Below are 25,186 nucleotides of genomic sequence, written 5' to 3'. Positions count from 1 at the left end.
GGGCCGGCCTCTTGGCAGCAGCTGGGGTTGTTTTCGTCGCCCTGGTGATGCCGTCATGGGCCGGGATCGGCGTGGTCGTCGGCGTGGTGCTGGTGGTGTGTCTGGTGGACATCCTGCTGGCAGGGTCTCCGCGGCGGTTGCAGTTCAGTCGCGAGGGCGACAACGCCGTACGGCTGGGTGAGCAGGCTGTCGTGAGCATGCTGGTCACCAACCCTGGCCGACGGGTGCGCGGGCTGCTGCGGGACGCGTGGCCGCCGTCAGCCGGCGTCCTGGATGCACCGCACAAGCTGGACGTGCCGTCGGGTGAGCGTCGTCGAGTGACGACTCACCTGATACCCACACGTCGCGGCGACCGGCAGGCCAGCCGGGTGACGGTGCGAGCCATTGGCCCGTTGGGGTTTGCGGGTCGGCAAGGGTCGCACCAGGTCCCGTGGACAGTGCGGGCACTGCCGCCGTTCAAGAGCCGCAAGCACCTGCCGTCGCGGTTGGCGCGGCTGCGGGAGCTGGACGGGCGTACGGCCTTGCTGGTGCGCGGGCAGGGGACGGAGTTCGACTCGCTGCGGGACTACGTACCGGGTGACGACGTCCGCAGCATCGACTGGCGGGCCACGGCCCGGCGCGGGAACGTCGTATTGCGGACCTGGCGGCCCGAGCGGGACCGGCAGGTCGCGATCGTGATCGACTCCGGACGGCTGTCCGCGGGCCGGGTCGGCGACGCGCCCCGGCTCGACCACGCGATGGACGCGGCACTGCTGCTCGCCGCGCTCGCCACCCGCGCGGGCGACCGGGTCTCCTTGCTGGCCTGCGATTCCGCAGTACGGGCGGACGTACGGCGGCCCGCGCCGGAGGACGTGCTCCCGTCGTTCGTGAACGCGCTCGCGAACGTCGAGGCCGAACTCGTCCAGACCGACTTCCGGATCGTCGTCTCGCAGGTCCTCGAACGTCTCGGGCAGCGCTCGCTGGTCGTCCTCCTCACCGGGCTGGACCCCGCCGCGATCGAAGAGTCCCTGCTCCCGGTCATCGGCCCGCTGCTGCGACGGCACGTCGTACTGCTCGCGTCGGTCGCCGACCCGCGGCTGACCGAACTGGAGTCGGCCCGCGCGGACCTGGTCGAGGTGTACGGCGCCGCGTCGGCGGCACGCACCCGCCTGGACCGCGAACGCCTGACCGCCACGCTGACCCGCGCCGGGGTCACCGTGCTGGACGAGCCACCGGAGAAGATCGCCCCGGCACTGGCCGACACCTACCTGGCACTCAAGAAGGCCGGCCGGCTGTAAGGGCTGCTTCGAAGATGTCGCGGTTGGCCGTGACGAAGGCGTGTTCGCGGTAGGACCAGGCGATGCGTTCCTGTGCGGCGTCGCACGGCCTCTCGAGCCAGAACTGCACGTTGTCCAACTGGCTCTGCAGAACCGCGTCGATCAGTGGGGTCGTGTCGTCCAGACCGTAGGCGTTCGCCAGGACGGCGACTTGGTGGGCTTGGCGTTGTGGATCCGCGTGTTTGGAGGCGATGCACCAGGTCCAGGCGGCGTACCCGAGGTCTTCGAGCGGATCGCCGGGAGCGGCCAGGTCGAAGTCGAACAGGCCGGTGGGCAGGCCATCGGTGAAGACGAAGTTGGTGGGCGCCGGGTCGCGGTGACAGACGACCTGCTCGTCGCCGGCCAGGCGCGAGTCTCGGGTCGCGTCGTGGAAGGCGCGCAGGATCGCGGCGGCCGCGGCAATTTGTTGGTCGTCCCAGCGTTGATACCGCGCCGGCACCTCACCCTCCAGGTAGCTGAGGATGTCGCGGCCGTGCTCGTCCCGGCCGAGGTAGTCGGGCGTGAAGTCCTTGTCGGCAAGGAATTCCAGGAGTTCGGCAGTGAAAGGCACCGCGGGCCGGCGTACCGTGTCGCCGACCCGCACCACGCCGGGCGTCATCCGGCCGCCCGCGAGAGGTTCCTCGATCACTGCATCGTCGGACGGGCCTGGAGGAACGTCCACCGATGCCCTTCGAGATCCTCGGCCTCGTACGATCGGAACCCGTGCTGATGGATCTCCTGCAGAATCTTGGCGCCATTCCCTTTGGCTTGAGCGAAATGGGCGTCGAGGTCGTCGACGTAGACCCAGGCCGCGTGGTCCGCGGCCGGGCTCGCGGGTTCGGAGCGTTCGAAGAGCAGGATCGCGGACGAACCCACGTGCAGCTCGATCCAGCTCGGCTGCGCTCCGACGGCCGGAATGCGGTCCCACGACGTGAGGCCGAAGACCTTGTGCAGCCAGCGCGCAGCGGCGGCCGGATCGCTGTAGTACAGAGCGATCGAGAGTCGTCCCAGCTCCCGCGGGATGCGGGGCGCCGAGTCGCGGCGGCCGATCCAGGCCGGCAGCCAGTGCAGGACGTTCGGCCAGACGAAGGCGGTGTTCGCGTCCGCGGTGAGCAGCGTCTGCACGACGGTCACCCGGGTGCCGCCGTCGATCGGAGCGAACGAAACGGACGTCTCGACGTCCCCTTCCGGGGTCCGGTAGCTGAACTGCTCGCCGGGCCGCCAGTCCGTGATCCGCCCGGACACGCGAACGTCTTCGGGGTCCGTCCCGTAGACCTCGAGAAAGCGTCCTCCGACCCCCGGCTCGATTCGCAGTTCGAGCAGCCGGGCGGAGTCCCAGAAGTTGATCGGGCCGCGGACCCACCACAGGTCGATCTCCTCGGTGAACACCTCGAAGGCGGTCTTCGGGTCGACGGAGACCTCGACGGAGGCGGTCGCGGACGGTTCAGTCATCGGACTTCTCCTTCTGTTCGACGTGAGATTTGAAGGCGCCCAGCTGGTCGCGCCAGTGCGCCTGGACCTGGTCGAGCCAGGCCTGTACGGCGACGACGGGCTCGGGGTTCAGGCGGAACACCCGGACCCTCGCATCGTCCGGGACGCGCTCGTCGGCGACCAGGCCGGCGGCCAGCAGGATCCGCAGATGGCGGCTCATGGCCGGCGACGAGGTGCCGGTCGCGGCCGCCAGTTGGCCGGCCCGCCGGGGCCCGTCGCCGAGCAGCTGCACCACGTGCCGTCGCGTCGGATCAGCCAGTACCTCGAAGAACCGGTCCACCTGATCTTGCGCCATGACTTAATAGTTCTAGCCTTTGTTAACTATTGTCAACAGCCGGAACCAAATGGCAGGCGACCTGGGTGTCGGTGGTCGCCGGGAGGATCGGCAGCGGGATGGTCGTGCAGGCGTCCGCGCCGGTGCCCGCCGCGACCAGTTGGCAGCGCGGGTGGAAGCGGCAGCCGGTGGGGATCCGGGTGGGGTCGGGCGGTTCGCCGGTCAGGACGATGCGGGCCGGGGACTCCGGGAGGACGCTCAGCAACGCCTTCGTGTACGGGTGTTGCGGGTTGGTGAGGACGTCTTCGGTCCGGCCGGACTCGACGATCCGGCCGAGGTACATGACCGCGACCCGGTCGGCGATGTTCCACGCCAGCCCGAGGTCGTGCGTGACGACGAGCGCGGACAGCCCGAGCTCGTCGCGCAGTTTCAGCAGCAACGCCAGGATCTCGCCACGCACGGACGCGTCCAGGGACGCCACCGGCTCGTCGGCGATCAGCACCTTCGGCTCCAACGCCAACGCCCCCGCGATCACCACCCGCTGCCGCTGCCCACCCGACAGCTCGTGCGGATACCGCTGGAAGAACCGTTCCGGCGGCCGTAACCCGGCCCGCGCCAACGCGCCGGCAACCACGGACTCCTCGTCGGGCAAGCCATGGATGCGGGGGCCTTCGGCTACGGCGTCGTAGACGGTGTGGCGGGGGTTCAAGGAGCCCATGGGGTCCTGGAGGACGAGCTGGACCTGGCGGCGGAAGGCGCGTAAGGACCGGGTGGAGTAGTTCAGCGGCGTGCCGTCGTACGCGATGCGGCCGGCGCTGGGGCGTTCGAGGCCGAGGAGGGTGCGGGCGAGCGTGGTCTTGCCGCAGCCGGACTCGCCGACCAGCGCGACGATCTCGCCGGCGCCGACGGACAGGTTGACGCCGTCGACCGCCCGCGCCCGGCGCCCGCCGCGACCGGGGAACTCGACCTGCAGATCAGTTGCCTCGAGCAAGAGTCACTCCCCCACCAGGACACAGGCGGCCGCCCGGTCACCCGACACCAGCAGTTGTACGTCGGTACTCGCGCACTCCTCGAGCGCGACCGGGCACCTCGGACGGAACGCACACCCGCCCGGCAACCGCTGCGGATCCGGCGGATCACCGGCCAGCCCACGCGGGGCCAGCCGCGATGCCGGATCCCCGACCGTCGGGAACGCGGCGGCCAGCGCCTGGCTGTACGGATGCTTGAACTCCCCCGACGACGGGCCGATCTCGACCAGGCGCCCGGCGTACATCACCGCCAGCCGGTCGCAGACGTCGGCGAGTACGGAGAGGTCGTGCGAGATCATCAGCAGCGAGATCCCGTGCTCGGCGATCAACTGCCGGATCAGCGTCAGCACCTGCGCCTGCACCATCAGGTCGAGCGCGGTGGTCGGCTCGTCCGCGATGATCAACTGCGGCGCGCACGCCAGCGCCATCGCGATCATCACGCGCTGCCGTTGGCCGCCGCTCAGCTCGTGCGGGTAGCTGCGCGCCCGCCAGGCCGGCAGGCCGACCTGCTCGAGCAACTCCCGCACCCGCCGGTCGGCGGCGGCGCCGGACGCGAGTTTGTGCACCTGCAGCGGCTCGGCGATCTGGTCGCCGATCCGCCGGACCGGGTTGAGGCCGTGTTGCGCGCCCTGGAACACGATCGACGCCGACGACCAGCGCACCGCCCGCAGCCGGCCCCACTTCATCGTCAGTACGTCCTCGCCGTCGAGCAGCACCCGCCCGCCGACGACCGCCGACCGCGGGAGCAACCGGAGCAGGGCGAGGGCAACCGAGGACTTGCCCGAGCCCGACTCTCCCGCCAGGCCGAGTGCTTCTCCGGAGGCCAACTCCAGCGAGACCCCGCGCACGGCGGGAACCTCGGCGGCGCCGAGGCGATACGTCACGGACAGCTCGTCCAGTGTGAGCATCAGGCCTCCCTGGTCCGCAGGCGCGGGTTGAGCACTGTCTCCAAAGCCCTTCCGCACAAGGTGAAAGCCATCACGACCGCGACGATGCACAGACCCGGTACGAGGATGTACCACCAGGCGCCGGCGGTCGCCGCACCCCAGTCGTACGAGCCGCGCAGCATCGTCCCCCACGAGGTCTTGTTCGCGCTGACGCCGAGGAACGCCAGCGTCGACTCGGTGACGATCGCGCTCGCCACCTCCAGCGTGGTGCTTGCCAACAGCAACGGCGCGACGTTCGGCAGCACGTGCCGGGTCGCGATGTGCCAGTGCCCGGCACCGAGCGCCAGCGACCTCTCGATGTACGGGCGGGCCTCGACGGCCAGCGTCTGCGCGCGGATCAGCCGCGCCGTCGACGGCCACGAGGTGACGCCGATCGCCACGATGATCGTCGCGGTCGAGCCGCCGAGGATCGCCGCCAGCACCAGCGCGGTGACCAGCGACGGCAGCACCAGGAACCAGTCGGTCACCCGCAGGATCACCGCGCCGGTCCAGCCGCGGAAGTGCCCGGCCGCGATCCCGAGCACGGTCCCGATCACCATGCTCAGCAACGCCGCCAGGAACCCGATCAGCAGCGACGTCCGCGAACCCCACCAGATCATCAGCAGCACCGACCGCCCGGACTCGTCGGTGCCGAGCGGGTGGTCGAGGCTCGGCGGGGCCAGCTTCGCACCGGTCCCGCTGACGACGTTCGTCACGCCGGCGTCGATGAACAGCGGCGCGATCAGCGCCAGCACGACCGCGACCCCGAGGATCACCAGCCCGGAAACCCCGGCGCGATGTTTCCGGAAATCGTTCCAGAACTTTCCGAAAGCGCGTTTCCGCCGTACCCACACCACACTGCTCATGCCGACCGCACCCTTGGATCCAGGACGTGGTAGACCACGTCGGCAAGCGTGTTCATCACGATCACGGAAACCGTGATCAGCAGGAAAGTGCCCTGCATCAACGTGAAGTCCGGCACCCGGATCGCCTCGTAGAACAACTGCCCGAGTCCCGGCCAGCTGAAGATCGCCTCCACCGTCACCGCACCGCCGACCACGAACCCGATCCGCATGAACACCAGCGTCACGGTCGGCAGCAGCGCGTTCGGTACGGCGTGTCTCCGGCGTACGTCGTCGTCGCGCAAGCCCTTGGCCCGCGCGGTGGTGATGTAGTCCTGGCCGACCTCGTCGATCACCGAGGACCGCATCACCAGCAGGTACTGCGCGTACACCACCGCGACGAGCGTCAGGCACGGCAACACCATGTGCTGCCCGACGTCCAGCACGCCGGCGAACCCGTCCGGCTTGTCGACGCTCGAACTGCCGCGGGTCGGGAAGATCCCGGGGATCGGGCCGATGCCGGCCGCGAACACCATCAGCAGCAACAGCCCGAGCCAGAACGTCGGCACCGACCACAGCACCAGGGAGATCGCTGTCGAGATCTTGTCGAAACGGCTTCCCGGTTTCCATCCGGCGCGGGCGCCCTGCCACAGGCCCAGGCTGACCGCGATCACCAGCGCCGTCCCGGTGAGCAGCAGCGTCGACCCGATCCGCTCGCCGATCAGGTCGAGGACCGGACGCTTGTACTCGTACGAGACCCCCAGGTCCAGGCGCAGCGTCTGCCCGATGAAGTGCAGGAACTGCTCCGGCACCGGCTTGTCCAGACCGAGTCGCGCGCGCTCCAGATCCAGCTGCTCGGGCGTCATGTTCCGGCCCTGCGCGAGCGCCCGGACCGGGTCGCCCGGCAGCAGCCGGAACAGGAAGAACGTCGCCACGATCACCATCGCGATACTGAGCAGCGCCCCACCCGCCTTGGTCGCCGCGTACCGCAACAGCCCGTGCCGAGCCGGCGCCTGCTCCAACTCCTCGACGGTGCTGCTCATTCGCGCTCGTCGGCGGCGCCACGGCGGCGGCGCGTCAGGAAGAACCCGGCCGCGGCCAGGACGACGACGCCGGCCGCGATGCCGGCGATCAGCCCGGCGTTCGATCCGCCGTCGGTCTTGGTGTCCGTCGACACCGCCTCCAACGTGTAGAACGGCCAGTACCCGGAGCCGCCGTACAGCAGGCCCTTGTCCTCGGGGATCGGCGTGATGCTCGCGATCCGGTCCTTGCGGTAGCCCTCGAGGTCGTTCGGGTAGTACAGCGCGATCACCGGTGCGTCGACGTACAGCCGCTCCTCCATCTTCTTGATGACGTCCGCGCGTTTCGTCCGGTCGAGTTCCTTCTGCTGCTGCAGATACAGGCTCTCGTACGTCGGGTCGCAGTAGAACGACTCGGTGCCGCCGCCCTCACCGGTCGCGGTTGGGCGCCGGCTGCACAGGTGCGTGGCGAGCACCTCCTCCGGGTCCGGGTTCACCGACCAGCCGCTGATCGCGATGTCGAACAGCGCCGTGGTCCCGGTCTCCTCGGTGAACTTGCTGGAGTCCAGCCGCTTCGTGGTCAGCGTGACACCGATCTCCTTGAACCAGCCGGTCAGGTACTCGGCGAGCTTGTCCTCGATCGGGGTGTCGGTGTGGATGCTGAACCGGAACTGCAGTTTCCGCGACCCGTCCGGCATCGTGCGGACCCCGTCCGGGCCTCGCTTGTAGCCGGCGTCGTCGAGGATCTTGTTCGCCTTCGCGAGGTCGAACGTGACCTTCTCGGCGCCGCTCGCCTCCCAGAAGAAGTCCTTGTACAGCGGGGGAATGATCGACCCGTCGGCCGGTTTCGCCAGCCCGCCCTGGACCTCGTCGACCAGCTTCTGCTTGTCGATCGCGTAGTGCAGCGCGGTCCGCACCCGCGGATCCTTCAGCGCCGGATGCCCGTCGCCGATCGGCTTGTTGTCGCTGGTGGTCGCACCGTGGTTGATCTGCAGGTACGCCGCCCGCCGGCCCTGGGTGTTCCACTGGACGATGTTGTCGTCGCCCTTCAGCGACTCGAAGTCCGGCGGGTTCAGCCGGCCGATCAGGTCGATGTCGCCCTTCTTCAGCCCGACGATCGACGCGGCCGGGTTGTCGTAGAAGATCACCTGCAACTCGTCGATCTTCGGGCGGCCGCGCCAGTACGCCGGGTTCGCCTCCAGGCGGACGAACTGGTCCTTCTTGTGCTCGACCGCGACGTACGGCCCGCTGCCGACGGTCGGGTACACCTCGGCGTCGTACTTCGAGATGTCCTTGACCTTCTCCCACACGTGCTTCGGCATGATCGGCACCGGGTTGTCGAGCATCGACGCCTGCGGGGTCTTGAGCTTGATGGTCAGCTCCTGGCCGTTCGCCGAGACGCTCCGGAAGTTCTCCACCGCCGGCCCGTTCCCGGTCTTCGCGCCGTCGTCGGTCATCATCTTGTTGAACGTCCAGGCCGCGTCGTCCGCGGTGATCGGCTGCCCGTCCGACCACTTCGCCTGCCGGATCTTGAACGTCCAGGTGAGGCCGTCCGGCGACGTCGTCCAGGACTCCGCGAGATCCGGGCTCGGCTGCAACGTCTTCGAGTCCGGCACCGTCAGGAACCCGTAGATCAACCGCTGGATCGACCCGGTCACCAGCCGCACGGCGAGGAACGGGTTCATCGAGTCGACCGACTGGGTCACCCCGATCTTGATCACTTTCTTGTGCCCGGGCTCCGCCGCAACCGCCGTACCCGGTCCCACTGCCAGCAGACACAACGCCGCCAGCACCGCCAGCCACTTCCGCATTCGGGCCGCCCACCCTTCCCCAGCCGGTGTTGGTGTTTGGGGAAGAAACCACACCACCACGGACAGTGCTGTCAACGAGAAACGACGTTTCGTCACACGTAAGTAACCTTCTTACCGGCCCATTCCACTGCGCGACCCACTTGACTACACGATCGTGTAGTAGTTTGCTGTTGTGTGTAGGGAGAGGAGCCAGGATGGATCGGCGGGCTGAAGACCTGACGGCACGGGCGCGGATCCGGGACGCGGCGATCCGGTTGTTCGGGGAACGCGGGATCGAGGGGGCGTCGATCCGGGACATCGCGGCCGCCGCGGGGGTCTCGTCGGGGCTGGTGCGGCACCACTTCGGGTCGAAGGAGTCGCTGCGCGAGGCCTGCGACGACTACGCGAAGGAGCGGATGCTCGAGGTCAGCGCGGAGCTCGCGACCACCGAAGGCGTCGCGGCGCTCGATCCGGTCGCGTTGCACCCGCGGGTGTTTCCGCTGCAGCTGTACCTGGTCCGCTCGATGATGGACGGCTCCGACACGGCGACCGCGCTCTTCCTGGGGGCGGTCGAGACGATCGAGGAGTGGTCCGCGGGGTACGGGATCGAGCCGCAGGACCGGCGGGCGTACTCCGCCGCGCTGGCGGCGATCAAGTTGAGCGTGTTCGTGTTCCGCGATCAGGTGTCGAAGGCGCTCGGCGAGGACATCACCACGCCGTCCGGGTACGCACGGATCGGCCAGGGCCTGCTGGACGTGTTCAGCATCCCGATCATCACACCCGAGCAAATGGACGCGATCAGGAAACAGGAGAAGTGATCATGCCGGCTGCGATCAGCACGGAAGGTCTGGTCAAGCGGTTCGGGCGGACCCACGCCCTGGACGGTCTCGATCTCACGGTGCGAACCGGTGAGGTGCACGGATTCCTCGGCCCGAACGGCGCCGGGAAGACCACCACCATTCGGATCCTGCTCGGAATGACCCGCGCGGACGGCGGGACGGCGCGGGTCCTGGACGGCGACCCGTGGTCGGACGCGACCGCCCTGCACCGGCGGCTCGCGTACGTGCCGGGCGACGTGACGCTGTGGCCGAACCTGTCCGGCGGCGAGGCGATCGACCTGCTCGGCCGGATGCGCGGCGGGGTGGACAAGAAGCGCAAGGCCGAGCTGCTCGAGCGGTTCGACCTCGACCCGCGGAAGAAGGCGCGTGCCTACTCGAAGGGCAACCGCCAGAAGGTCGCGCTGGTCGCCGCACTCGCCTCCGACGTCGAGCTGCTGCTGCTCGACGAGCCGACCTCCGGCCTGGACCCGTTGATGGAGGAGGTGTTCCGCGAGGTGGTGCAGGAGATCAGCGACCGCGACGGCCGGACCGTACTGCTGTCGAGCCACATCCTGTCCGAGGTCGAGGCGCTCTGCGACCGGGTGACGATCATCCGTGCGGGCCGCGCCGTGGAGAGCGGCACGCTCGGCGAGCTCCGGCATCTCACCCGTACGTCGATCCGGGCGGAGCTGGTCGGCCCGATGGACGGGCTCGCGCAGCTCAGTGGCGTCCACGACCTGCAGGTCGAGGACAGCCGCGTCCGCTTCGACGTCGACACCGACGAGATCAACGCGGTGCTGCGCCGGCTGACCGAGATCGGCGTACGAAGTCTGGTCAGTCAGCCGCCGTCGCTGGAGGAACTGTTCCTGCGGCTGTACGAACCCGAGGCCGTCCGATGAAGAGCCTCGCCGGAACGGGCGGCCTGATCCGGCTGATCCTGCGCCGGGACCGGATCGTACTGCCGTTGTGGATCGTCCTGCTGGTCGCGATCTCGGTCAGCTACGTCAAGGAGTACGGCGACCTGTTCCCGACGCCGGACTCGCGGATCAAGTACGCGAGCAACGCGGGCTTCATCACCTTGTACGGCGAGCTTTCCGGGCCGTCGCTCGGCGAGTTCGTCACCTGGCGGCTCGGGTTCGTCCCGGTGATGGTCGGGCTGATCAGCCTGCTCACGATCATCCGGCACACCCGGGTCGAGGAGGAGACCGGGCGCCGCGAGTTGCTCGGGGCAACCGTTGTCGGACGGCACGCCCAGCTCGCCGCCGCGCTGATCGTCACGCTCGGCGCGAACGTCGTACTCGCCGTACTGCTGGCCCTCGGCATGCACAGCCAGGGTCTCCCGCTCGCCGGGTCGGTTGCCATCGGCATCGAGTACGCCGCCACCGGCTGGCTGTTCGCCGGCGTCGGAGCCGTCGCGGCGCAGCTGACCGCCGGCGCGGGAACGGCCCGTGGTATTGCGATCGGCGTACTCGGAGCGGCCTACGTACTGCGGGCCGCGGGCGACACCAGCGCACACACGGACGGCCCGCTCGCGTGGTTGTCGTACATCTCGCCGATCGGCTGGGCCCAGCAGATCCATCCGTATGCGCAGAACCGTTGGTGGTTGGGCGCGGTGATCCTGGCCGTGACCGTGCTGCTGGTGGGTGTCGCGGTGAGTCTCGCCGTACGGCGGGACGTCGGCGCGGGACTGCTCCCGGACCGGCTCGGGCCGGCCGACGGGACGATCGGGTCGCCGCTCGGGCTCGCCTGGCGCTTGCACCGTGGGCTGCTGGTCGCCTGGACGACCGGATTCGCCTTGCTGGGCTTGCTGTTCGGCGGAGTCGCGAAGGGTGTCGGCGACATGATGCGTGACGATCCGACGATCCAGGAGATGTTCCGGCGGATGGGTGGCGCGTCCGGGCTGATCGACTCGTTCCTGGCCGGAGTGATGATGCTGGTCGGCCTGATCGCGTCGGCGTACGCCGTCCAGGCGACGCTCCGGATGCGGGTCGAGGAGAGCAGCGGGCGCGTCGAGCCGGTGCTGGCGACCGCGACCAGCCGCTGGCAGTGGGCCGGGAGTCACCTCGTGTTCAGCCTGCTCGGCCCGGCGGTCGCCCTGCTGGCCGCGGGTGTCATGCAGGGACTGGCGTACGGGCTCGCGATCGACGACGTCGGCGGGCAACTGCCGCGGATGATCGGTGCCGCACTCGTCCAACTGCCGGCCGTGTGGGTGCTGGCCGCGATCGCGATCGCTATCTTCGGGTTCTTCCCGCAGGCGTCGATGGTGTCCTGGGCCGGGCCGGCGGTGTGCATCCTGATCGGGCTGGTCAGCGCCGGTGTCGCCACCGCACGATGGATCCGCGACATCTCACCGTTCACCCACCTCCCGTCGCTCCCCGGCGGATCGGTCTCCGCCGGCCCCCTCGTCGTACTGCTGGCGATTGCCCTGGCGCTCGGCCTCACAGGCCTGGCCGGCCTACGCCGCCGAGACCTCCCCGCCTGACCCTGTCGAGAACGCGCGCGCGGCTCCGACGTACCGGACATGAAGCGAGCCATCGAAGACAGCACAGCTCTCCCGCCGGTCGTCGACCGTACGACGTTCACCGCGGACCTGGAGGCACTGCGGGTCCGCGAGAAGGCACACACCCGTGAGGCGGACGAGATCGCCGCGCAGCGCAGGCGCCTGCCGATGGTCGAACTCGACGCGAACGTCACGGTGACCGGTCCGGCGGGGCCGGTCACCCTGCTCGACGCGTTCGACGGCCGCAAGCAGCTACTCGCGTACTACTACATGTGGCACACCGGCCACCCCGCCGCCGAACAGTGCCAGGGCTGCACATGGTGTGCGGGCCAGATCCAGGAGATCTCGTACCTGCAGTCCCGCGACATCACGTTCGCCGTCTTCTGCCAGGGCCCGTACGCCGAGAGCCGCGCGTACTACGACTTCATGGGCTGGAGTATGCCGTGGTACTCCGCTCTCGGTTCGCTGGAGCAGCTCCTGGAGGGGCGGAACATCGGGCAGATGTACCTGGTCTCGTACGTGCGCCAGGGTGATCGCGTGTTCGAGACGTACTGGACGACGATGCGCGGCGTCGAGGTGATGGACAACAACTACCACCTGATGGACCTCACGGTGTACGGCCGCCAGGAGCCGTACGAGGACTCGCCGGCCGGCTGGCCGCAGCAGTGGGCGGCCGAGGAGCCCAAGCTGCCCAAGGTGATCGACGGCCGCCCGATCGCGCAGTGGTCACGGATCGCCGCGGGCCGCAGCGACGACCTCAGTGGCGGGCATTCCGGGACCAGCTGAAGCAGTATGCGCCGAAGGCTGCGATGCCTATCGCCAGCACGGTCAGCAGTACCGAGCCGAACGGCTGGTCCTTGATCGTGTGCAGCGCCGTGTCGAGGCCGCCGGCCTTCTTCGGGTCGTAGGTGATCGAGGCCCAGCCGAACAGTACGCCGACCACCGCGAACGCGACGCCTTTCGCGGCGTACCCGATCCGGCCGAGCAGGATCGTGGTCTCCGAGACACCACCGGCCAGGTCCTCGGTGAACTGCTTGGTGATCGACTTGTACACCTGGTAACAGCCGATCCCGATGATCGCGACGCCGACGCCCACGATCAGGACCCGCCCAGCGGTATGCGCCATCAGCCGCGCGGACAGCGACTCCTGTGCGCCGGTGCTCGAGCCGCCCGCGCCCAGCGCGATCTTCACCGCGCTCACGCCGATCACCAGGTAGACGATCGCGCGGCCGACCGAGGACACCTTCCGGCGCAGCTCGAGATGTCCCCAGCCGAGCTCCAGCACCCGCCAGACGACCAGCACGAACAGGCCCACCGCCACCACCCACAGCAGTACGCCGCCGAGTGGTTGGCCGGCCAGTTCCTTGAGAGCGCCCTGCTGGGACGCCTCCTGCGACGACTTCCCGAAGGCCAGCTGGAGGGCGATCCAGGCCACCAGCAGGTGGACGAGGCCGTACGCGAGCAGACCGAGGGTGATCGCGACGTCATAGGCCCGGCTGTGCCGTACTTCCTGGGCGGTACTCACCCACGTCCGGTGCCCACTGCGGAAACCGTTCAGGCGGAGACCGGCGCCGACGCTTCCCGGTCCGGCTCGTCGATGTCGCCGTACTCGCCCTGCCGGTAGGCGTGGCGGCCGAAGGTCCAGACGTACACGAAGAACGCCAGCTCGACGACGATGCCGATCGTGACGCGGACCGGAGCGGGCAGGAAAGGCGTGACGAACGCTTCGATCAGGCCGGTGACGAGGAGGACCGCGGCGAGGCCGATCGCCATACCGACGGTGGCCCGGCCGGTTCGGGCGAGGGACTGCATGCGCGTGCGAGGACCGGGGACGATCCAGGACCAGCCGAGGCGCAGGCCGGCCGCCGTGGCGATGAAGACCGCCGTCAGCTCCAGCAGGCCGTGCGGCGTGATCAAGCTGAAGAACAGGCCGCCCTTGTCGTTGGCGATCATCAGGCCCGCGCTGAGGCCCAGGTTCATCGCGTTGTCCCACAGGACGAAGACAGACGGGACCAGGAGGATGCCCAGGGCCAGTACGGCGGCACTGATCGTCGCGTTGTTGATCCACACGCGCAGGGCGAAGTCCTGCGCGGGGTTGTCCGAGTAGTACGACTCGAAGTCGTGGTTGACGAGCTGCTTGACCTCTTCCGGCGTGGCGATCGAGCTGACCACTTCCGGATGCGCCAGCACTCGGTACGCCGTCCAGGCCGCCACCAGGTAGAAGAGCAGGCCAATGGTGATCCACCAGCGTCTGGACGCGTACAGCGCGGCCGGGAAGCTCACGAGGAAGTACTTCGAGATGTCCCGCCAGACGGGCGCCTGTGCGCCGGTCACCGCACCACGGGCGTCCGCGATGAGCCCGGACAGCCGGCCGATCGACACAGGGTCCGCACCGGCGGCTCTGAGGGCGGACAGGTGCGTGCCGACGCGCTGGTAGAGCACTACGAGCTCTTCTGCCTCCGCACCGGTCAGACGGCGCTGGCGACGGGTCAGGAGCGCGAGACGGTCCCACTGCGGCTGGTGCACCGACACAAACGCTTCTACGTCCACAGCCACCTCCTCCACCCGTGTGATGGCAGACTAACCGGACCGAGTGTCTACGCAGGAGGGGGGCGACGAACGTGTCTCAGCTGGTCACCGGTGAAGCCGTCGTCCTCCAGGTGCGGATCGCCCGGATGCCGACGCGGGCGCTCGCGTGTGCGATCGACGTACTGCTGCAGGGCATCGTGCTCGTCGTACTGGTCGGGCTGCTGGCCGGGTTCCTGTTCGGGACGCGGACGAGTGAGGCGCTGGCCGTCGCGCTGATCTTCGTCACCGTCCTGCTGGTGCTGATCGGCTACCGGGTCGTGATGGAGACGCTGACCCGAGGGCGGACGATCGGGAAGATGGTGCTCGGGCTGAAGGTGGTCCGCGACGACGGCAGCTCGATCCGCTTCCGGCATGCGCTGGTGCGGACGCTGATGTGGTTGTTCGTGGACTTCGCGCCGTGGTTCGCGGCCAGCCCCGGGATCGTCGCGAGCCTGATGAACAGGCAGGGCAAGCGGATCGGGGACATGGTCGCCGGCACGGTCGTGATCCGCGAGCGGCAACAGCCGATGGCGTCGCCGCCGCTGTTCGTACCGGGTCCGTTGGTGCAGTGGGCGCAGTCCCTGGAGTTGTCGCGACTGTCCGACGACCTCGCGAACACGGCCCGCGACTACCTCGCGCGGTACACCGAACTCCTCCCGGGCCCGCAGTACGCCCTCGGCGAAGCCTTGGCCGCCCGCGTCGCCGCCGCCACCGCGCCCCAGCCGCCGCACCCGATCATCGCGCCCGCCTACCTGTCCGCCGTACTGGCCGAACGCCGCCGCCGCGAACTCCATCGCCTGTCCACCAGACGCCCCGCCCCCACCGGCCCTCCCAGTCCGTACGGCATTCCCGCGGGGCCGTTCGCGCCACCTGACCCGTATGGGTTGATGCCGCCTGTCGCACCGCCCGGGTTGTTCGCGCCGCCTGCTCCGCCCGCGCATTCAAGGCCGGCCGTGGTCAACGCGCACGGGTGGGCCGCGCCAGGCAGCAACGAGGGCTGAAACGCGAACACCCCCGCGCCGAGGCACGGGGGTGTTCCGGAGCAAACCTCAGTAGCGGTAGGCCTCCGCCTTGTACGGGCCCTCGATCGGTACGCCGAGGTACGCGGACTGCTCCTTCGTCAGCTCGGTGAGCTTCACGCCGAGCGCGTCCAGGTGCAGCCGGGCCACCATCTCGTCGAGGTGCTTCGGCAGCACGTACACCTCGGTCGGGTAGTCGGCGGTCTTCACGAACAGCTCGATCTGCGCCAGCACCTGGTTGGTGAACGAGTTCGACATCACGAACGACGGGTGCCCGGTCGCGTTGCCCAGGTTCAGCAGCCGGCCCTCGGACAGCACGATGATCGTGTGGCCGTCCGGGAACCGGAACTCGTCGACCTGCGGCTTGATGTTCACCCGCTCGATCCCCGGCACCTTGTACAGCCCGGCCATGTCGATCTCGTTGTCGAAGTGGCCGATGTTGCCGACGATCGCCTGGTGCTTCATCGCGGCCATGTGGTCGGCGGTGATGACGTCCTTGTTGCCGGTGGTGGTGACGAAGATGTCGGCGATCCCGGCCACGTCGTCGACCGTCGACACCTGGTAACCGTCCATCGCGGCCTGCAGCGCGCAGATCGGGTCGATCTCGGTGACGATCACCCGGGCGCCCTGCCCGCGCAGCGACTCGGCGCAGCCCTTGCCGACGTCGCCGTACCCGCAGACGACCGCGACCTTGCCGCCGATCAGGACGTCGGTGGCGCGGTTGATGCCGTCGATCAGCGAGTGGCGGCAGCCGTACTTGTTGTCGAACTTCGACTTGGTGACCGAGTCGTTGACGTTGATCGCCGGGAACAGCAGCGCGCCGGCCTTGTGCATCTCGTACAGCCGGTGCACGCCGGTGGTGGTCTCCTCGGTGACACCCTTGATGCCCTGGCCGATGGTCGTCCACTTGTTCGGGGACTCGGCGAGCGTGCGGGTGAGCAGCTTGAGGACGACGCCGTACTCCTCGGAGTCCGCCGTCGACGGGTCCGGAACGGCACCCGCCTTCTCGAACTCGGTGCCCTTGTGCACGAGCATCGTGGCGTCGCCGCCGTCGTCGAGGATCATGTTCGGGCCTTCACCGCCCGGCCAGGTGAGCGCCTGCTCGGTGCACCACCAGTACTCCTCGAGCGTCTCGCCCTTCCAGGCGAAGACCGGGACACCGGCCGGGGCCTCGGCGGTGCCGTCGCCGACGACGACCGCGGCGGCCGCGTGGTCCTGGGTGGAGAAGATGTTGCAGGACACCCAGCGCACCTCGGCCCCGAGCGCCACCAGCGTCTCGATCAGTACGGCGGTCTGGATCGTCATGTGCAGCGAGCCCATGATCCGCGCGCCGGCCAGCGGCTTGCTGTCGCCGTACTGCTTGCGCATCGCCATCAGGCCGGGCATCTCGTGCTCGGCCAGCCGGATCTCCTTGCGCCCGAACTCGGCGAGCCCGAGGTCTGCCACCTTGTAGTCGAAGGTCATGCCGCTCCCCTGAAGACTGTGAAACTTACCGACCTGAGCCTAGAGGGCCGAGGCACGCGGTTTGATCGCTCGCAGCGCGTTTTTGACACCGAAATGTCAAGATTGATGCTATGCGCATCACCGAGGCCGCTCGCCAACTGGGTACCACTCCGCGCATGCTGCGCTACCGGGAGGCCCTCGGGCTGCTCCCGCGCTCGCGATCCGAGCACACCGCGCAGCGCCAGTACGACGACCGCGACCTGGCCGCCGTCCGACTCGCCCTCGATCTCGAACGCCGGTACGACGTGACGCCGGCCGCCCTCGCGTTCGCCCTGCGAGCGCTCGCCGAGCCCTCCGTGGCCGCCGACATCCGGAACCTGGGCTACCGCACCGGCCGGCTCAGCGCCCCACCCAGCCAGGCCGAGATCGACCGCGAGCGCGCTCTGAGATGGCTCGGCCGCTCCGGTGTGCTCCCGCCCCGGCCTCGCTAGTGCGAAGGCGATTCCGGTACGGCGGGACGCGGGTCGGTCACGTGGTTCTCGACGTACACGTCGGGCTCGAGGTAGATGTGCACCGACATCGGCTCAGCAGCCCGGATCGCGCGTTCGGCCGCGTCGATGGTCTCCGCGACGACGGCCGCGTCGGAGGTCGGCTCGACGCCGAGCTTGGCGGCGACCAGGACCTCCTCGGGACCGAGGTGCAGGGTCTTGATGTGGATCAGCCGCTGGACACCGGGGGTGTTCTCGATCGCGGCGACGATCCGGGCCTGCGAGTCGCGGGTCGCGGACTCGCCGAGCAGCAGCGACTTCATCTCGATCGCCAGGAAGACCGCCACGCAGACCAGCAGCGCGCCGATCGCCATCGAGCCCAGGCCGTCGAACACACCGTTGCCGGTGGCAAGCGTCAGGATGACGCCGAGCAGTGCCAGCACCAGACCGGTCAGCGCGGCGAAGTCCTCGAGCAGGATCACCGGCAGCTCGGGCGCCCGCGCGTTCCGGATGAACCGGACCCAGGAGACCTTGCCGCGCAGCTTGTTCGACTCGACGATCGCGGTCCGGAACGAGAAGCCCTCCATCGTGATCGCGAGCAGCAGCACCGCGACCGGGACCCACTTCCAGCTGTCGATCCCGTGCGGCTCGTGAACCTTGTGGTACCCCTCGTACAACGCGAACAGGCCGCCGACGCTGAACAGCACGATCGACACGATGAACGAGTAGACGTACCGCTCCCGGCCGAACCCGAACTGGTGCAGCTCGTCGGCGGCCCGCTTGGCCCGCTTGCTGCCGACCAGCAGCAGCACCTGGTTGCCGCAGTCCGCGGTCGAGTGGATCGCCTCGGCCAGCATCGAGGCCGACTGGGTCAGCGCCCAGGCGGCGAACTTGGTGACCGCGATGCCTGCGTTCGCCAGCAAAGCCGCGACAACGGCCTTGTTACCGCCACCAGCCATGGTTGTTCAGATCCTCCGGGGAAAGGTCAGGACGCGGACACGACGAACGCCGTGCCGGAACCACGCAGGGTACAGGGTCCTTCGGGTCCCGAGGCGAACGCGGACTGACCCGCGGACAACGTCACAACGGATTCCTTGCTCGCGGCATCCACCGCCCCGTCCACACAGCAGACGATCCGCGGACCGGTACCCTCCAGCACCCGCTCGTCGCCGTCCAGGTCGACCCGGCGGACCGCGAAGTACGGACAACCGGTCTCGTACCCGCCGTCGGCCGTCGCGGTCAGTACCGGGTCGGCCAGCGGCTCGAAGTCCACCACCGAGACCAGTTCCGGTACGTCGATGTGCTTGGCGGTCAGGCCGCCGCGCAGCACGTTGTCGGAGTTCGCCATCACCTCGAACCCGAGCCCCTGCAGGTACGCGTGCACGTTGCCGGCCGGCAGGTACACCGCGTCGAAACGCCGCAGGCGGACACGGTTCAGCAACAGGGCCGCGAGTACGCCGGGGTCGTCCGGGAAGTCCGCGCACAACCTGGTGAGCGTCTCGCACTCGAGCTCGAACCCGTCGGCGCCGCGCGTGACGGCCGCCCCCAGAGCGGCGACCAGCGGCCGGATCGCGTCCCGGTCACGGCTCATGAAATCGGTGAACGCCTCGCGGAGCTTGCCGTTCCGCAGCAGGTCGGTGAGCTCGCCGAATCCGGCCGGCTCGAGCGCGTCCAGCAGCGCCACCGTCCGGTCCAGCGGCCGGAAACCGACCAGTGCGTCGAACGGCTCGAGCGCGATCAGGATCTCCGGCTTCGGCCAGGCGTCCTTGTAGTTCCGGTCGGCGGCGTCCCGCGGGATCCCGGCCGCCTCGTCCCGCTGGTACCCGTCGATCGCCTGCTCCCGCGAGGGATGCGCCTGGATCGACAGCGGCTGCGCGGCCGCCAGCAGCTTCGCCAGGAACGGGAACCGGCCGTCGAACCGCTCTGCCGTCTCCTCCCCCAGGACTGCCGCCGGGTCGAAGGACACCGCGTCGTACAGCGTGTCCCCGGACGGCAGCACGGACGGCGCGGACTCGTGCGCGCCCATCCACATCTCCGCCTGCGGCTTGCCGGTCGGCGCGACGCCGAGCAGCTTCGGCAGCGCGGTCGGCGAACCCCACGCGTAGTCGCGGATCGTGTTCTGGAGCGGGACTACCACGCCGGGTCCTCCGAGGGGTTTCCTGACCCGACCGGATCGTCGACGGTCGCCATCCCGTACCGGCGCAGACCGATCCCGAGGTACGCCGCGGCGTAGCGGCCCTCCTGGGTCAGAGCGGCGTACCGGGCGATGTCCGTGCCGTTGGGTCGGGCGATCGTGTGCACCCGGACGTCGTGCGCCTGTGCCTTCGACTCCAGCTTGCGGCGGTGCTCGGCGATACCGGCCTCCTCGACACCGTCGTCCAGGATGATCAGTGCCGGCCGGAGCTCCTCCGGCTTGTCGAACGGATCCGCGAACAGATCCCGCGGCGGCTGGTTGAGCACCGGCAGCAGGTGGCCCGCGTCAGCGGCCAGCGCCGGTCGTCCACTGGCCAGCCGCAACGCCTCGACCACCCGGCGAGCGGCCCGCGCAGCCAGCACCGAGCCGCCCCAGACCAGCGGCAAGGCGTCCGCGAGCACCAGGGCGAGCTCCTTCGCCGGATTGGACGCCACGTCGTTGTTGGGCGAGCACTCGATCGCCACGTCGTCCAGCAACGACGCAACGGCCTTGTGGTCGACCTCCGGGCCGAGCTCCATCTGGTGCAGCGCCTGCAGTACGGCGACCGCTGCCGCCAACTGGTCGTCGGACTGGGACGGCAGCCGGATCGCATGCCGGAGACCGGCCGAGGCGATCGCCACCGGAGAGTCCTCCGGTGCGGCGACCATCAGCCCGCAACCACGCCGTACCGCTTCGGCTGCCGCCGACACCGCGTCCGTGTCCTCGGCGGCGCCGCCGAGGACGACCACCAGGTCCAGCGGACCGGCCCACCCGGGCAGCCCCGGACCTGGCCAGGCCAGGAACGGAACCGGGCAGACCGGCTCCAGCACGGCCCGGACCAGCCGGGCGTCACGGCCGGCCGCGACCACGGCCCGCGGCCGGAAGCCGTCGGACTCCAGCTTGGTCAGCACGTCCTCGGAAGCTTCCAGCTCCGCCCGGATCCGGGCACCGGCCATCGCCAGCCGGCGCAGCAGGTGGTCGGCCGCCGACAGTGCCGCCGGGTCGTCCAGCCGGGTGTCGTCGAAAAGGCTCATCAGTTGCCCGCGGATTCGGTCTCTCGCGTGTCCCGGGCCTCGTCGATCAGCAGCACCGGGATGTCGTCACGCACCGGGTACGCCAGCGCGCAGGCCGCGTTGGTGCAGATCAGCTCGTTCGCCTCGTCGTCCACGCGGAACTCCGAGCGGCACTTCGGGCAGACCAGGATGCTCAGCAGGTCCGGGTCCAGATTGACTGCCATTCAGTTCTCCTCCACCGATGCGCCGGTGATCAGGGCCAGTACTTCGTCGCGGACGCGTTCCATGCCGGCGCGGTCCGCGGCCTCGACGTTCAGCCGCAGCAACGGCTCCGTGTTCGACGCACGGACGTTGAACCACCACTGTCCCGCCGACACCGTCAACCCGTCCAGGTGGTCGACGGTCACGCCGTCGACGCCAGAATACGTATCCTCGATGGCCGCGACCGTCTCCGCCGCGTCCGCGACCGTGTTGTTGATCTCGCCGGACGCGACGTACCGCTCGTACTCCGCGAACAGCTCACTCGCGGGCCGGTCCTGCTCCCCCAGCGCCGCGAGGACGTGGAGAGCCGCCAGCATGCCGGTGTCGGCGCGCCAGAAGTCGCGGAAGTAGTAGTGCGCGGAGTGCTCGCCGCCGAACACCGCGTCGGTCTCGGCCATCTTCTGCTTGATGTTCGAGTGCCCCACCCGGGTCCGGACCGGGACGCCGCCGTGCTCGGCGACCAGCTCCGGGACCGCCTTCGAGGTGATCAGGTTGTGCAGGATCGTCGCGCCGGGCTGCTTGGCGAGCTCGCGGACGGCGACCGCCGCGGTGATCGCGCTCGGCGAGATCGGGTCGCTCTTCTCGTCCACCACGAAGCAGCGGTCGGCGTCGCCGTCGAACGCCAGCCCGAGGTCGGCGCCGGTCTCGCGGACCTTGGCCTGCAGGTCGACCAGGTTCTTCGGGTCCAGCGGGTTCGCCTCGTGGTTCGGGAAGTTGCCGTCGAGCTCGAAGTACATCGGGACGATCGTCACCGGGCCGTCCGCGAAGACCGCCGGGACGGTGTGGCCGCCCATCCCGTTGCCGGCGTCGACGACCACCGTCAGCGGCCGGATGCCGCTCAGGTCGACCAGGTCGTGCAGGTGGTCGGCGTACGCGGTGAGCAGGTCCTTGTGCGTGACGTGCCCCGGGGTCGCGCCGGCCGCCGGGGGCTCGGTGAGGGCCTTCGCGACCAGGTCGGCGATGTCCCGCAGCCCGGAGTCGCTGCCGACCGGGGCAGCACCGGCGCGACACAGCTTGATGCCGTTGTACTTCGCCGGGTTGTGGCTCGCGGTGAACATCGCGCCGGGCAGGTCGAGCCGCCCCGACGCGAAGTACAGCTGGTCGGTGGACGCCAGGCCGATGTCGATCACGTCCGCGCCGGTGGACGTCACCCCCTCCGCGAACGCCGCCGCCAACGCCGGGCTGGACGGCCGCATGTCGTACCCGATCACCACGGCCCCGGGCCCCGCGAGCACATCCAGCACCTCGACGAACGCAGCCCCCGCGGCCCGCGCAACGGACTCGTCCAGCTGCTCGGGCACGACCCCCCGCACGTCATAAGCCTTGAAGATCCCCGCAACATCAACCATGCACGGACCCTATCCGGCCCGTCGACCACCTTGTGCACCAGATCCGTACCGCGACGGCTGCGGCGTACGGATCTGGTGCACAAAGTCGGCTTACTCGAACCAGCCGGGGGTGGCGCGGTGGTGGACGGTGGGGAGTTGGCGGGGGCTGGTGGGGGCGGCCCACTGGGTGGCGTTGGCGAGGATCTGCTGGACCTCGGGCTGGTGGTACGTCGGGTACTCCTGGTCGCCGGGGCGGAAGTAGAAGACCCGGCCCTGGCCGCGGCGGTAGCAGCAGCCGGAGCGGAACACCTCGCCGCCGGAGAACGAGCTGACGAAGACCAGTTCGTCCGGCTGCGGGATGTCGAACAGTTCGCCGTACATCTCCTCGCGCTCGATCACCAGCGGGTGCGGCACGTCCTTCGCGATCGGGTGACCGGCGGCGACCGTCCAGATCAGCTCGCGGTCGTTCTCCGCGCGCCAGTCCAGCGAGCAGGTCGTGCCCATCAACCGGATGAAGATCTTCGAGAAGTGCGCGGAGTGCAGCGCGATCAGGCCCATCCCGGACAGCACGTGCTGCTGGCCCCGGTCCACGATCGCGTCGTCGACGTCGCCGTGCGCGGCGTGCCCCCACCAGGTGAGTACGTCGGTGTCCGCGAGCACCTCCTCGGTCAGGCCGTGCTCGTCCTGCTGCAGCCACGCCGTACGGACGACGACGTCCTGCCCGAGCTTCGCCCGCAGCGCCGCCGCGATCGTCTCGTGCATGGTGTCCGGGTAGATCTTCCGGACGGTCTCGTCGCGGCCCTCGTGGACGTTCTCGCCCCACACGGTCACGCGGATCGGATCAGTCATGCAGAACCACCTCTCGGCCCGCCTTCGCGGACGCGTAGCAAGCGTCGATGATCTCGGTCCGGAGCAGCGCCTCGGACCCGTTCTGGCCTTCCCACTCACCGCTCCGCACGATCCGGACGAACTCCCGCACCACCGCGCGGTGCCCGAGCCCGGCGCCGGTGGCCGGCTTCACCTCGGCCGGGATACCGGCGACGTCGGTGAAGATCCGCAGCGTGTCCTCGCTGGTGTAGTTCTTCACCTCGATCTTCGCGCCGCCGTCGGTGCCGAACAGCTCGATCCCGAAGTTGTCGCCCGGCGCCCGGTACGTCGCCCAGCTGGTCTCCAGCTGCAGCGCGCCGCCGCCCTTCAGCCGCAGGTACGCCGTGGCCAGGTCCTCGACCTCGAACTTCGACCCGAGGGTGTCGACGGTCGGGCGGTCCGGCGTACTCGCACTGCCCTTCCCGCGCGGGCCGAGCTCCGCGAACGTGTCCGCGGACACCGTGGTGATCTCGGGCTCGCCGAGCAGGTGCAGCGCCATGTCGAGGATGTGGACGCCGAGGTCGATCAGCGGGCCGCCGCCGGACAGCTCCCGGTTCGTGAACCAGCCGCCCATGCCGGGGATGCCGTTGCGGCGCATCCAGTGCGCCTTGGCGTAGTAGATGCGGCCCAGCTGGCCCTCGTCGATCTGGTGCTTCAGCGCCGCCACGTCGCCGCGCTCACGGTGGTTGAACACCACCTTCAGCACCCGGCCGGCCTGCTTCGAGGCCTCGACCATCGCGGTGCCTTCGGCGACCGTCCGGGCCAGCGGCTTCTCGGACAGCACGTGCAGGCCCTTGCCGAGCGCGGCCAGCGCGATCGGAGCGTGCAGCTGCGTCGGCGTACCGATGCTGACCGCCTCCAGCCCCGGAGTCTCCAGCAGGTCTTCCCACTTCTCGTACAGATGCGGTACGCCGTGCTTCTCGCCGAGGCTGGTCAGCGTGTCCTTCTCCAGGCCCGCCAGCGCAATCACCTCGACGTCCGGCAACTCGGAGAACGCCTCCAGTGCCGTCCGACCGGCGAAACCCAGTCCGACGACCCCGACCCGCAGTTTTTGATCGTTCACACCCACGATCCTCTCCCGATGACAACGAAGGACACAACTGCTTCCCACACTACGGAACAGGTTTCAACACCGGTCAACCCGGTTGTCCTAACGGACAGGTAACAGGCCCTAGTCGCCTTCGGGGTCGAAGTCGGGGTCTATTTGCTCGGGGGACAGGGCCAGGACGTCGGCCAGCTCCAGGACCAGGGCGGAGCGGACCAGCCAGGACAGGCTGCTGCCGGACCGTTCGGCGCGGAGCTCGATCGGGCGCCGGAACACCACGATCCGGTACGGCTCGTGCGACGTACCGCCGGTGGCGTGGGTGAGCGGGATCTCGGTGGCGTCGATCTCCAGGTTCGGGACGTCCTCGATCGCGAACTCGACCCGGGCGATCACCTGCGGCAGCCGCTTCTCCAGCCGGGTCACCTCGATCGCGACCACCTCGTCGAACTGCGCGGCGGCGGACCGCTGCAGCGGCAGGCCACGCGGCGCGAACTTGCTCGGCCTGCTGATCGGGCCGAGCATTCCGCGGCCGTGGCGGTCGATGTGCCTGCGATGACGGCGAGCCTCGGTCACGCGCTCAGCCTAGTGGGGGTAACGTCTGTCCGTGAGCATCGCCAGGATCTGTTCGCGCGCCGGATGTCAGAAGCCGGCCGTGTCGACGCTCACCTACGTGTACGCCGACTCGACCTGTGTCCTCGGTCCGCTGGCCACGTACGCCGAGCCGCACTGCTACGACCTGTGCGCCGACCACGCCGACCGCCTGACGGCGCCGAACGGGTGGGAGGTCATCCGGCTCGCTCCGGACCCGGCCGCCGCCGGTCCGTCGTCCGACGACCTCGAGGCGCTGGCGAACGCGGTCCGCGAAGCGGCCCGCCCGCTCCCGCCGCGCGGCGAACCCCGCGCCGGCACCCCGGGCGCCCCGGTCGAGGTCGCCCGCCGAGGTCACCTGCGGATGCTGCAGGACCCCGGCGCCAACACGACCGAGGGCTAGGGCATGT

27 protein-coding genes are annotated in these 25,186 nt (G+C 69.4%); 8 read left to right on the top strand and 19 right to left on the bottom strand.

The annotated features are described in order from the left end of the window. Window positions 1-47: 47 nt before the first annotated feature. Entirely contained in the window at window positions 48-1,277 is a 1,230-nt protein-coding gene (locus tag AB0M51_RS39485; protein ID WP_344200699.1) for a DUF58 domain-containing protein, read from the top strand. Here the strand turns inward: AB0M51_RS39485 and AB0M51_RS39480 are convergent. Genes AB0M51_RS39480 through AB0M51_RS39445 form a run of 8 tightly spaced genes read right to left on the bottom strand, consistent with a single transcriptional unit; the run spans window position 1,255 to window position 8,686 of the window. Then, entirely contained in the window at window positions 1,255-1,944 is a 690-nt protein-coding gene (locus AB0M51_RS39480) for an aminoglycoside phosphotransferase family protein (protein WP_344198894.1), read from the bottom strand. The genes AB0M51_RS39485 and AB0M51_RS39480 overlap by 23 nt on opposite strands. Further along, a complete protein-coding gene (locus AB0M51_RS39475; protein WP_344198896.1) occupies window positions 1,941-2,747 on the bottom strand; it encodes a VOC family protein in 807 nt (268 codons plus the stop codon). The genes AB0M51_RS39480 and AB0M51_RS39475 overlap by 4 nt, the downstream gene beginning before the upstream one ends. Next, the gene (locus AB0M51_RS39470; protein WP_344198898.1) at window positions 2,740-3,081 is read right to left on the bottom strand and encodes a metalloregulator ArsR/SmtB family transcription factor; all 342 of its coding nucleotides are present in this window, start codon (window positions 3,079-3,081) and stop codon (window positions 2,740-2,742) included. Before AB0M51_RS39470 ends, AB0M51_RS39475 begins: the two co-directional genes overlap by 8 nt. Window positions 3,082-3,103: 22 nt before the next feature. Further along, entirely contained in the window at window positions 3,104-4,051 is a 948-nt protein-coding gene (locus tag AB0M51_RS39465; RefSeq protein WP_344198900.1) for an ABC transporter ATP-binding protein, read from the bottom strand. 3 nt (window positions 4,052-4,054) lie between these two features. Continuing rightward, window positions 4,055-4,996 carry an ABC transporter ATP-binding protein gene (locus AB0M51_RS39460; RefSeq protein WP_344198902.1) on the bottom strand — a complete coding sequence of 314 codons (942 nt, stop codon included), beginning with the start codon at window positions 4,994-4,996 and terminating at the stop codon, window positions 4,055-4,057. After that, complete coding sequence (locus AB0M51_RS39455) at window positions 4,996-5,880, bottom strand: ABC transporter permease (RefSeq protein ID WP_344198904.1); 885 nt, start codon at window positions 5,878-5,880, stop codon at window positions 4,996-4,998. The genes AB0M51_RS39460 and AB0M51_RS39455 overlap by 1 nt, the downstream gene beginning before the upstream one ends. Beyond that, window positions 5,877-6,899, bottom strand: a complete 1,023-nt coding sequence (locus tag AB0M51_RS39450; RefSeq protein ID WP_344198906.1) for an ABC transporter permease — start codon at window positions 6,897-6,899, stop codon at window positions 5,877-5,879. Before AB0M51_RS39450 ends, AB0M51_RS39455 begins: the two co-directional genes overlap by 4 nt. After that, window positions 6,896-8,686 (bottom strand): ABC transporter substrate-binding protein, encoded by a 1,791-nt coding sequence (locus AB0M51_RS39445; protein WP_344198907.1) that lies wholly within the window; start codon window positions 8,684-8,686, stop codon window positions 6,896-6,898. The genes AB0M51_RS39450 and AB0M51_RS39445 overlap by 4 nt, the downstream gene beginning before the upstream one ends. A 194-nt stretch (window positions 8,687-8,880) precedes the next feature. Here AB0M51_RS39445 and AB0M51_RS39440 point away from each other — a divergent pair, with 194 nt between their 5' ends. From AB0M51_RS39440 to AB0M51_RS39425, 4 genes are read left to right on the top strand one after another with little or no spacing between them, the layout of a single operon-like run. Then, window positions 8,881-9,483: a helix-turn-helix domain-containing protein gene (locus AB0M51_RS39440; protein WP_344198909.1), complete on the top strand. Its 603-nt coding sequence runs from the start codon at window positions 8,881-8,883 to the stop codon at window positions 9,481-9,483. A gap of 2 nt (window positions 9,484-9,485) precedes the next feature. Then, a complete protein-coding gene (locus tag AB0M51_RS39435; protein WP_344198911.1) occupies window positions 9,486-10,382 on the top strand; it encodes an ABC transporter ATP-binding protein in 897 nt (298 codons plus the stop codon). Beyond that, the gene (locus AB0M51_RS39430; RefSeq protein WP_363753770.1) at window positions 10,379-11,965 is read left to right on the top strand and encodes an ABC transporter permease; all 1,587 of its coding nucleotides are present in this window, start codon (window positions 10,379-10,381) and stop codon (window positions 11,963-11,965) included. The genes AB0M51_RS39435 and AB0M51_RS39430 overlap by 4 nt, the downstream gene beginning before the upstream one ends. Before the next feature lie 39 nt (window positions 11,966-12,004). Continuing rightward, entirely contained in the window at window positions 12,005-12,769 is a 765-nt protein-coding gene (locus AB0M51_RS39425) for a DUF899 family protein (RefSeq protein ID WP_363753767.1), read from the top strand. On the opposite strand, the gene AB0M51_RS39420 is transcribed toward AB0M51_RS39425, so the two are convergent. Together AB0M51_RS39420 and AB0M51_RS39415 are read right to left on the bottom strand one after the other, a co-directional pair. Continuing rightward, window positions 12,741-13,508, bottom strand: coding sequence for a DUF1206 domain-containing protein (locus AB0M51_RS39420; RefSeq protein ID WP_363753764.1), 768 nt, complete (start codon window positions 13,506-13,508; stop codon window positions 12,741-12,743). The two genes, AB0M51_RS39425 and AB0M51_RS39420, sit on opposite strands and share 29 nt — an antisense overlap. A gap of 29 nt (window positions 13,509-13,537) precedes the next feature. Then, window positions 13,538-14,533 carry a stage II sporulation protein M gene (locus AB0M51_RS39415; protein ID WP_363753761.1) on the bottom strand — a complete coding sequence of 332 codons (996 nt, stop codon included), beginning with the start codon at window positions 14,531-14,533 and terminating at the stop codon, window positions 13,538-13,540. Between the two features lie 71 nt (window positions 14,534-14,604). Between AB0M51_RS39415 and AB0M51_RS39410 the strand changes: the two genes are divergently transcribed. Next, window positions 14,605-15,552 carry an RDD family protein gene (locus AB0M51_RS39410; RefSeq protein ID WP_344198921.1) on the top strand — a complete coding sequence of 316 codons (948 nt, stop codon included), beginning with the start codon at window positions 14,605-14,607 and terminating at the stop codon, window positions 15,550-15,552. A gap of 48 nt (window positions 15,553-15,600) precedes the next feature. On the opposite strand, the gene ahcY is transcribed toward AB0M51_RS39410, so the two are convergent. Beyond that, a complete protein-coding gene (gene ahcY / locus AB0M51_RS39405; protein ID WP_363753757.1) occupies window positions 15,601-17,034 on the bottom strand; it encodes an adenosylhomocysteinase in 1,434 nt (477 codons plus the stop codon). A gap of 110 nt (window positions 17,035-17,144) precedes the next feature. On the opposite strand from ahcY, the gene AB0M51_RS39400 reads away from it, so the two are divergent. After that, window positions 17,145-17,504, top strand: a complete 360-nt coding sequence (locus tag AB0M51_RS39400) for a MerR family transcriptional regulator (protein ID WP_363753754.1) — start codon at window positions 17,145-17,147, stop codon at window positions 17,502-17,504. Here the strand turns inward: AB0M51_RS39400 and AB0M51_RS39395 are convergent. The 8 genes from AB0M51_RS39395 to AB0M51_RS39360 all read right to left on the bottom strand — a co-directional run bounded on the left by AB0M51_RS39395 (window position 17,501) and on the right by AB0M51_RS39360 (window position 24,761). Then, window positions 17,501-18,460, bottom strand: coding sequence for a cation diffusion facilitator family transporter (locus AB0M51_RS39395; protein ID WP_363753751.1), 960 nt, complete (start codon window positions 18,458-18,460; stop codon window positions 17,501-17,503). The two genes, AB0M51_RS39400 and AB0M51_RS39395, sit on opposite strands and share 4 nt — an antisense overlap. A gap of 26 nt (window positions 18,461-18,486) precedes the next feature. After that, window positions 18,487-19,638, bottom strand: coding sequence for a mannose-6-phosphate isomerase, class I (gene manA / locus AB0M51_RS39390; protein WP_363753748.1), 1,152 nt, complete (start codon window positions 19,636-19,638; stop codon window positions 18,487-18,489). After that, a complete protein-coding gene (locus AB0M51_RS39385) occupies window positions 19,632-20,708 on the bottom strand; it encodes an SIS domain-containing protein (protein WP_363753745.1) in 1,077 nt (358 codons plus the stop codon). Before AB0M51_RS39385 ends, manA begins: the two co-directional genes overlap by 7 nt. Further along, a complete protein-coding gene (locus AB0M51_RS39380) occupies window positions 20,708-20,911 on the bottom strand; it encodes a Trm112 family protein (protein ID WP_344198931.1) in 204 nt (67 codons plus the stop codon). The genes AB0M51_RS39385 and AB0M51_RS39380 overlap by 1 nt, the downstream gene beginning before the upstream one ends. Further along, window positions 20,912-22,297 (bottom strand): phosphomannomutase/phosphoglucomutase, encoded by a 1,386-nt coding sequence (locus AB0M51_RS39375; RefSeq protein ID WP_363753741.1) that lies wholly within the window; start codon window positions 22,295-22,297, stop codon window positions 20,912-20,914. A 90-nt stretch (window positions 22,298-22,387) separates the two neighbouring features. Next, window positions 22,388-23,125 carry a ThuA domain-containing protein gene (locus AB0M51_RS39370; RefSeq protein WP_363753738.1) on the bottom strand — a complete coding sequence of 246 codons (738 nt, stop codon included), beginning with the start codon at window positions 23,123-23,125 and terminating at the stop codon, window positions 22,388-22,390. Further along, entirely contained in the window at window positions 23,118-24,206 is a 1,089-nt protein-coding gene (locus AB0M51_RS39365) for a Gfo/Idh/MocA family oxidoreductase (RefSeq protein WP_344198937.1), read from the bottom strand. The genes AB0M51_RS39370 and AB0M51_RS39365 overlap by 8 nt, the downstream gene beginning before the upstream one ends. A gap of 108 nt (window positions 24,207-24,314) precedes the next feature. Beyond that, on the bottom strand, window positions 24,315-24,761 hold the full coding sequence (locus AB0M51_RS39360) for a metallopeptidase family protein (RefSeq protein WP_325038826.1): 447 nt from the start codon (window positions 24,759-24,761) through the stop codon (window positions 24,315-24,317). Window positions 24,762-24,792: 31 nt separating this feature from the next. On the opposite strand from AB0M51_RS39360, the gene AB0M51_RS39355 reads away from it, so the two are divergent. Further along, entirely contained in the window at window positions 24,793-25,179 is a 387-nt protein-coding gene (locus tag AB0M51_RS39355) for a DUF3499 domain-containing protein (protein WP_209698055.1), read from the top strand. The last annotated feature ends 7 nt before the right edge of the window (window positions 25,180-25,186 follow it).

Source organism: Kribbella sp. NPDC051137, assembly GCF_040682535.1.
Classification (GTDB): domain Bacteria; phylum Actinomycetota; class Actinomycetes; order Propionibacteriales; family Kribbellaceae; genus Kribbella; species Kribbella karoonensis.
The sequence above is the reverse complement of the archived record's forward strand: the minus strand, read 5'-3'. Positions and strand labels throughout refer to the sequence as shown.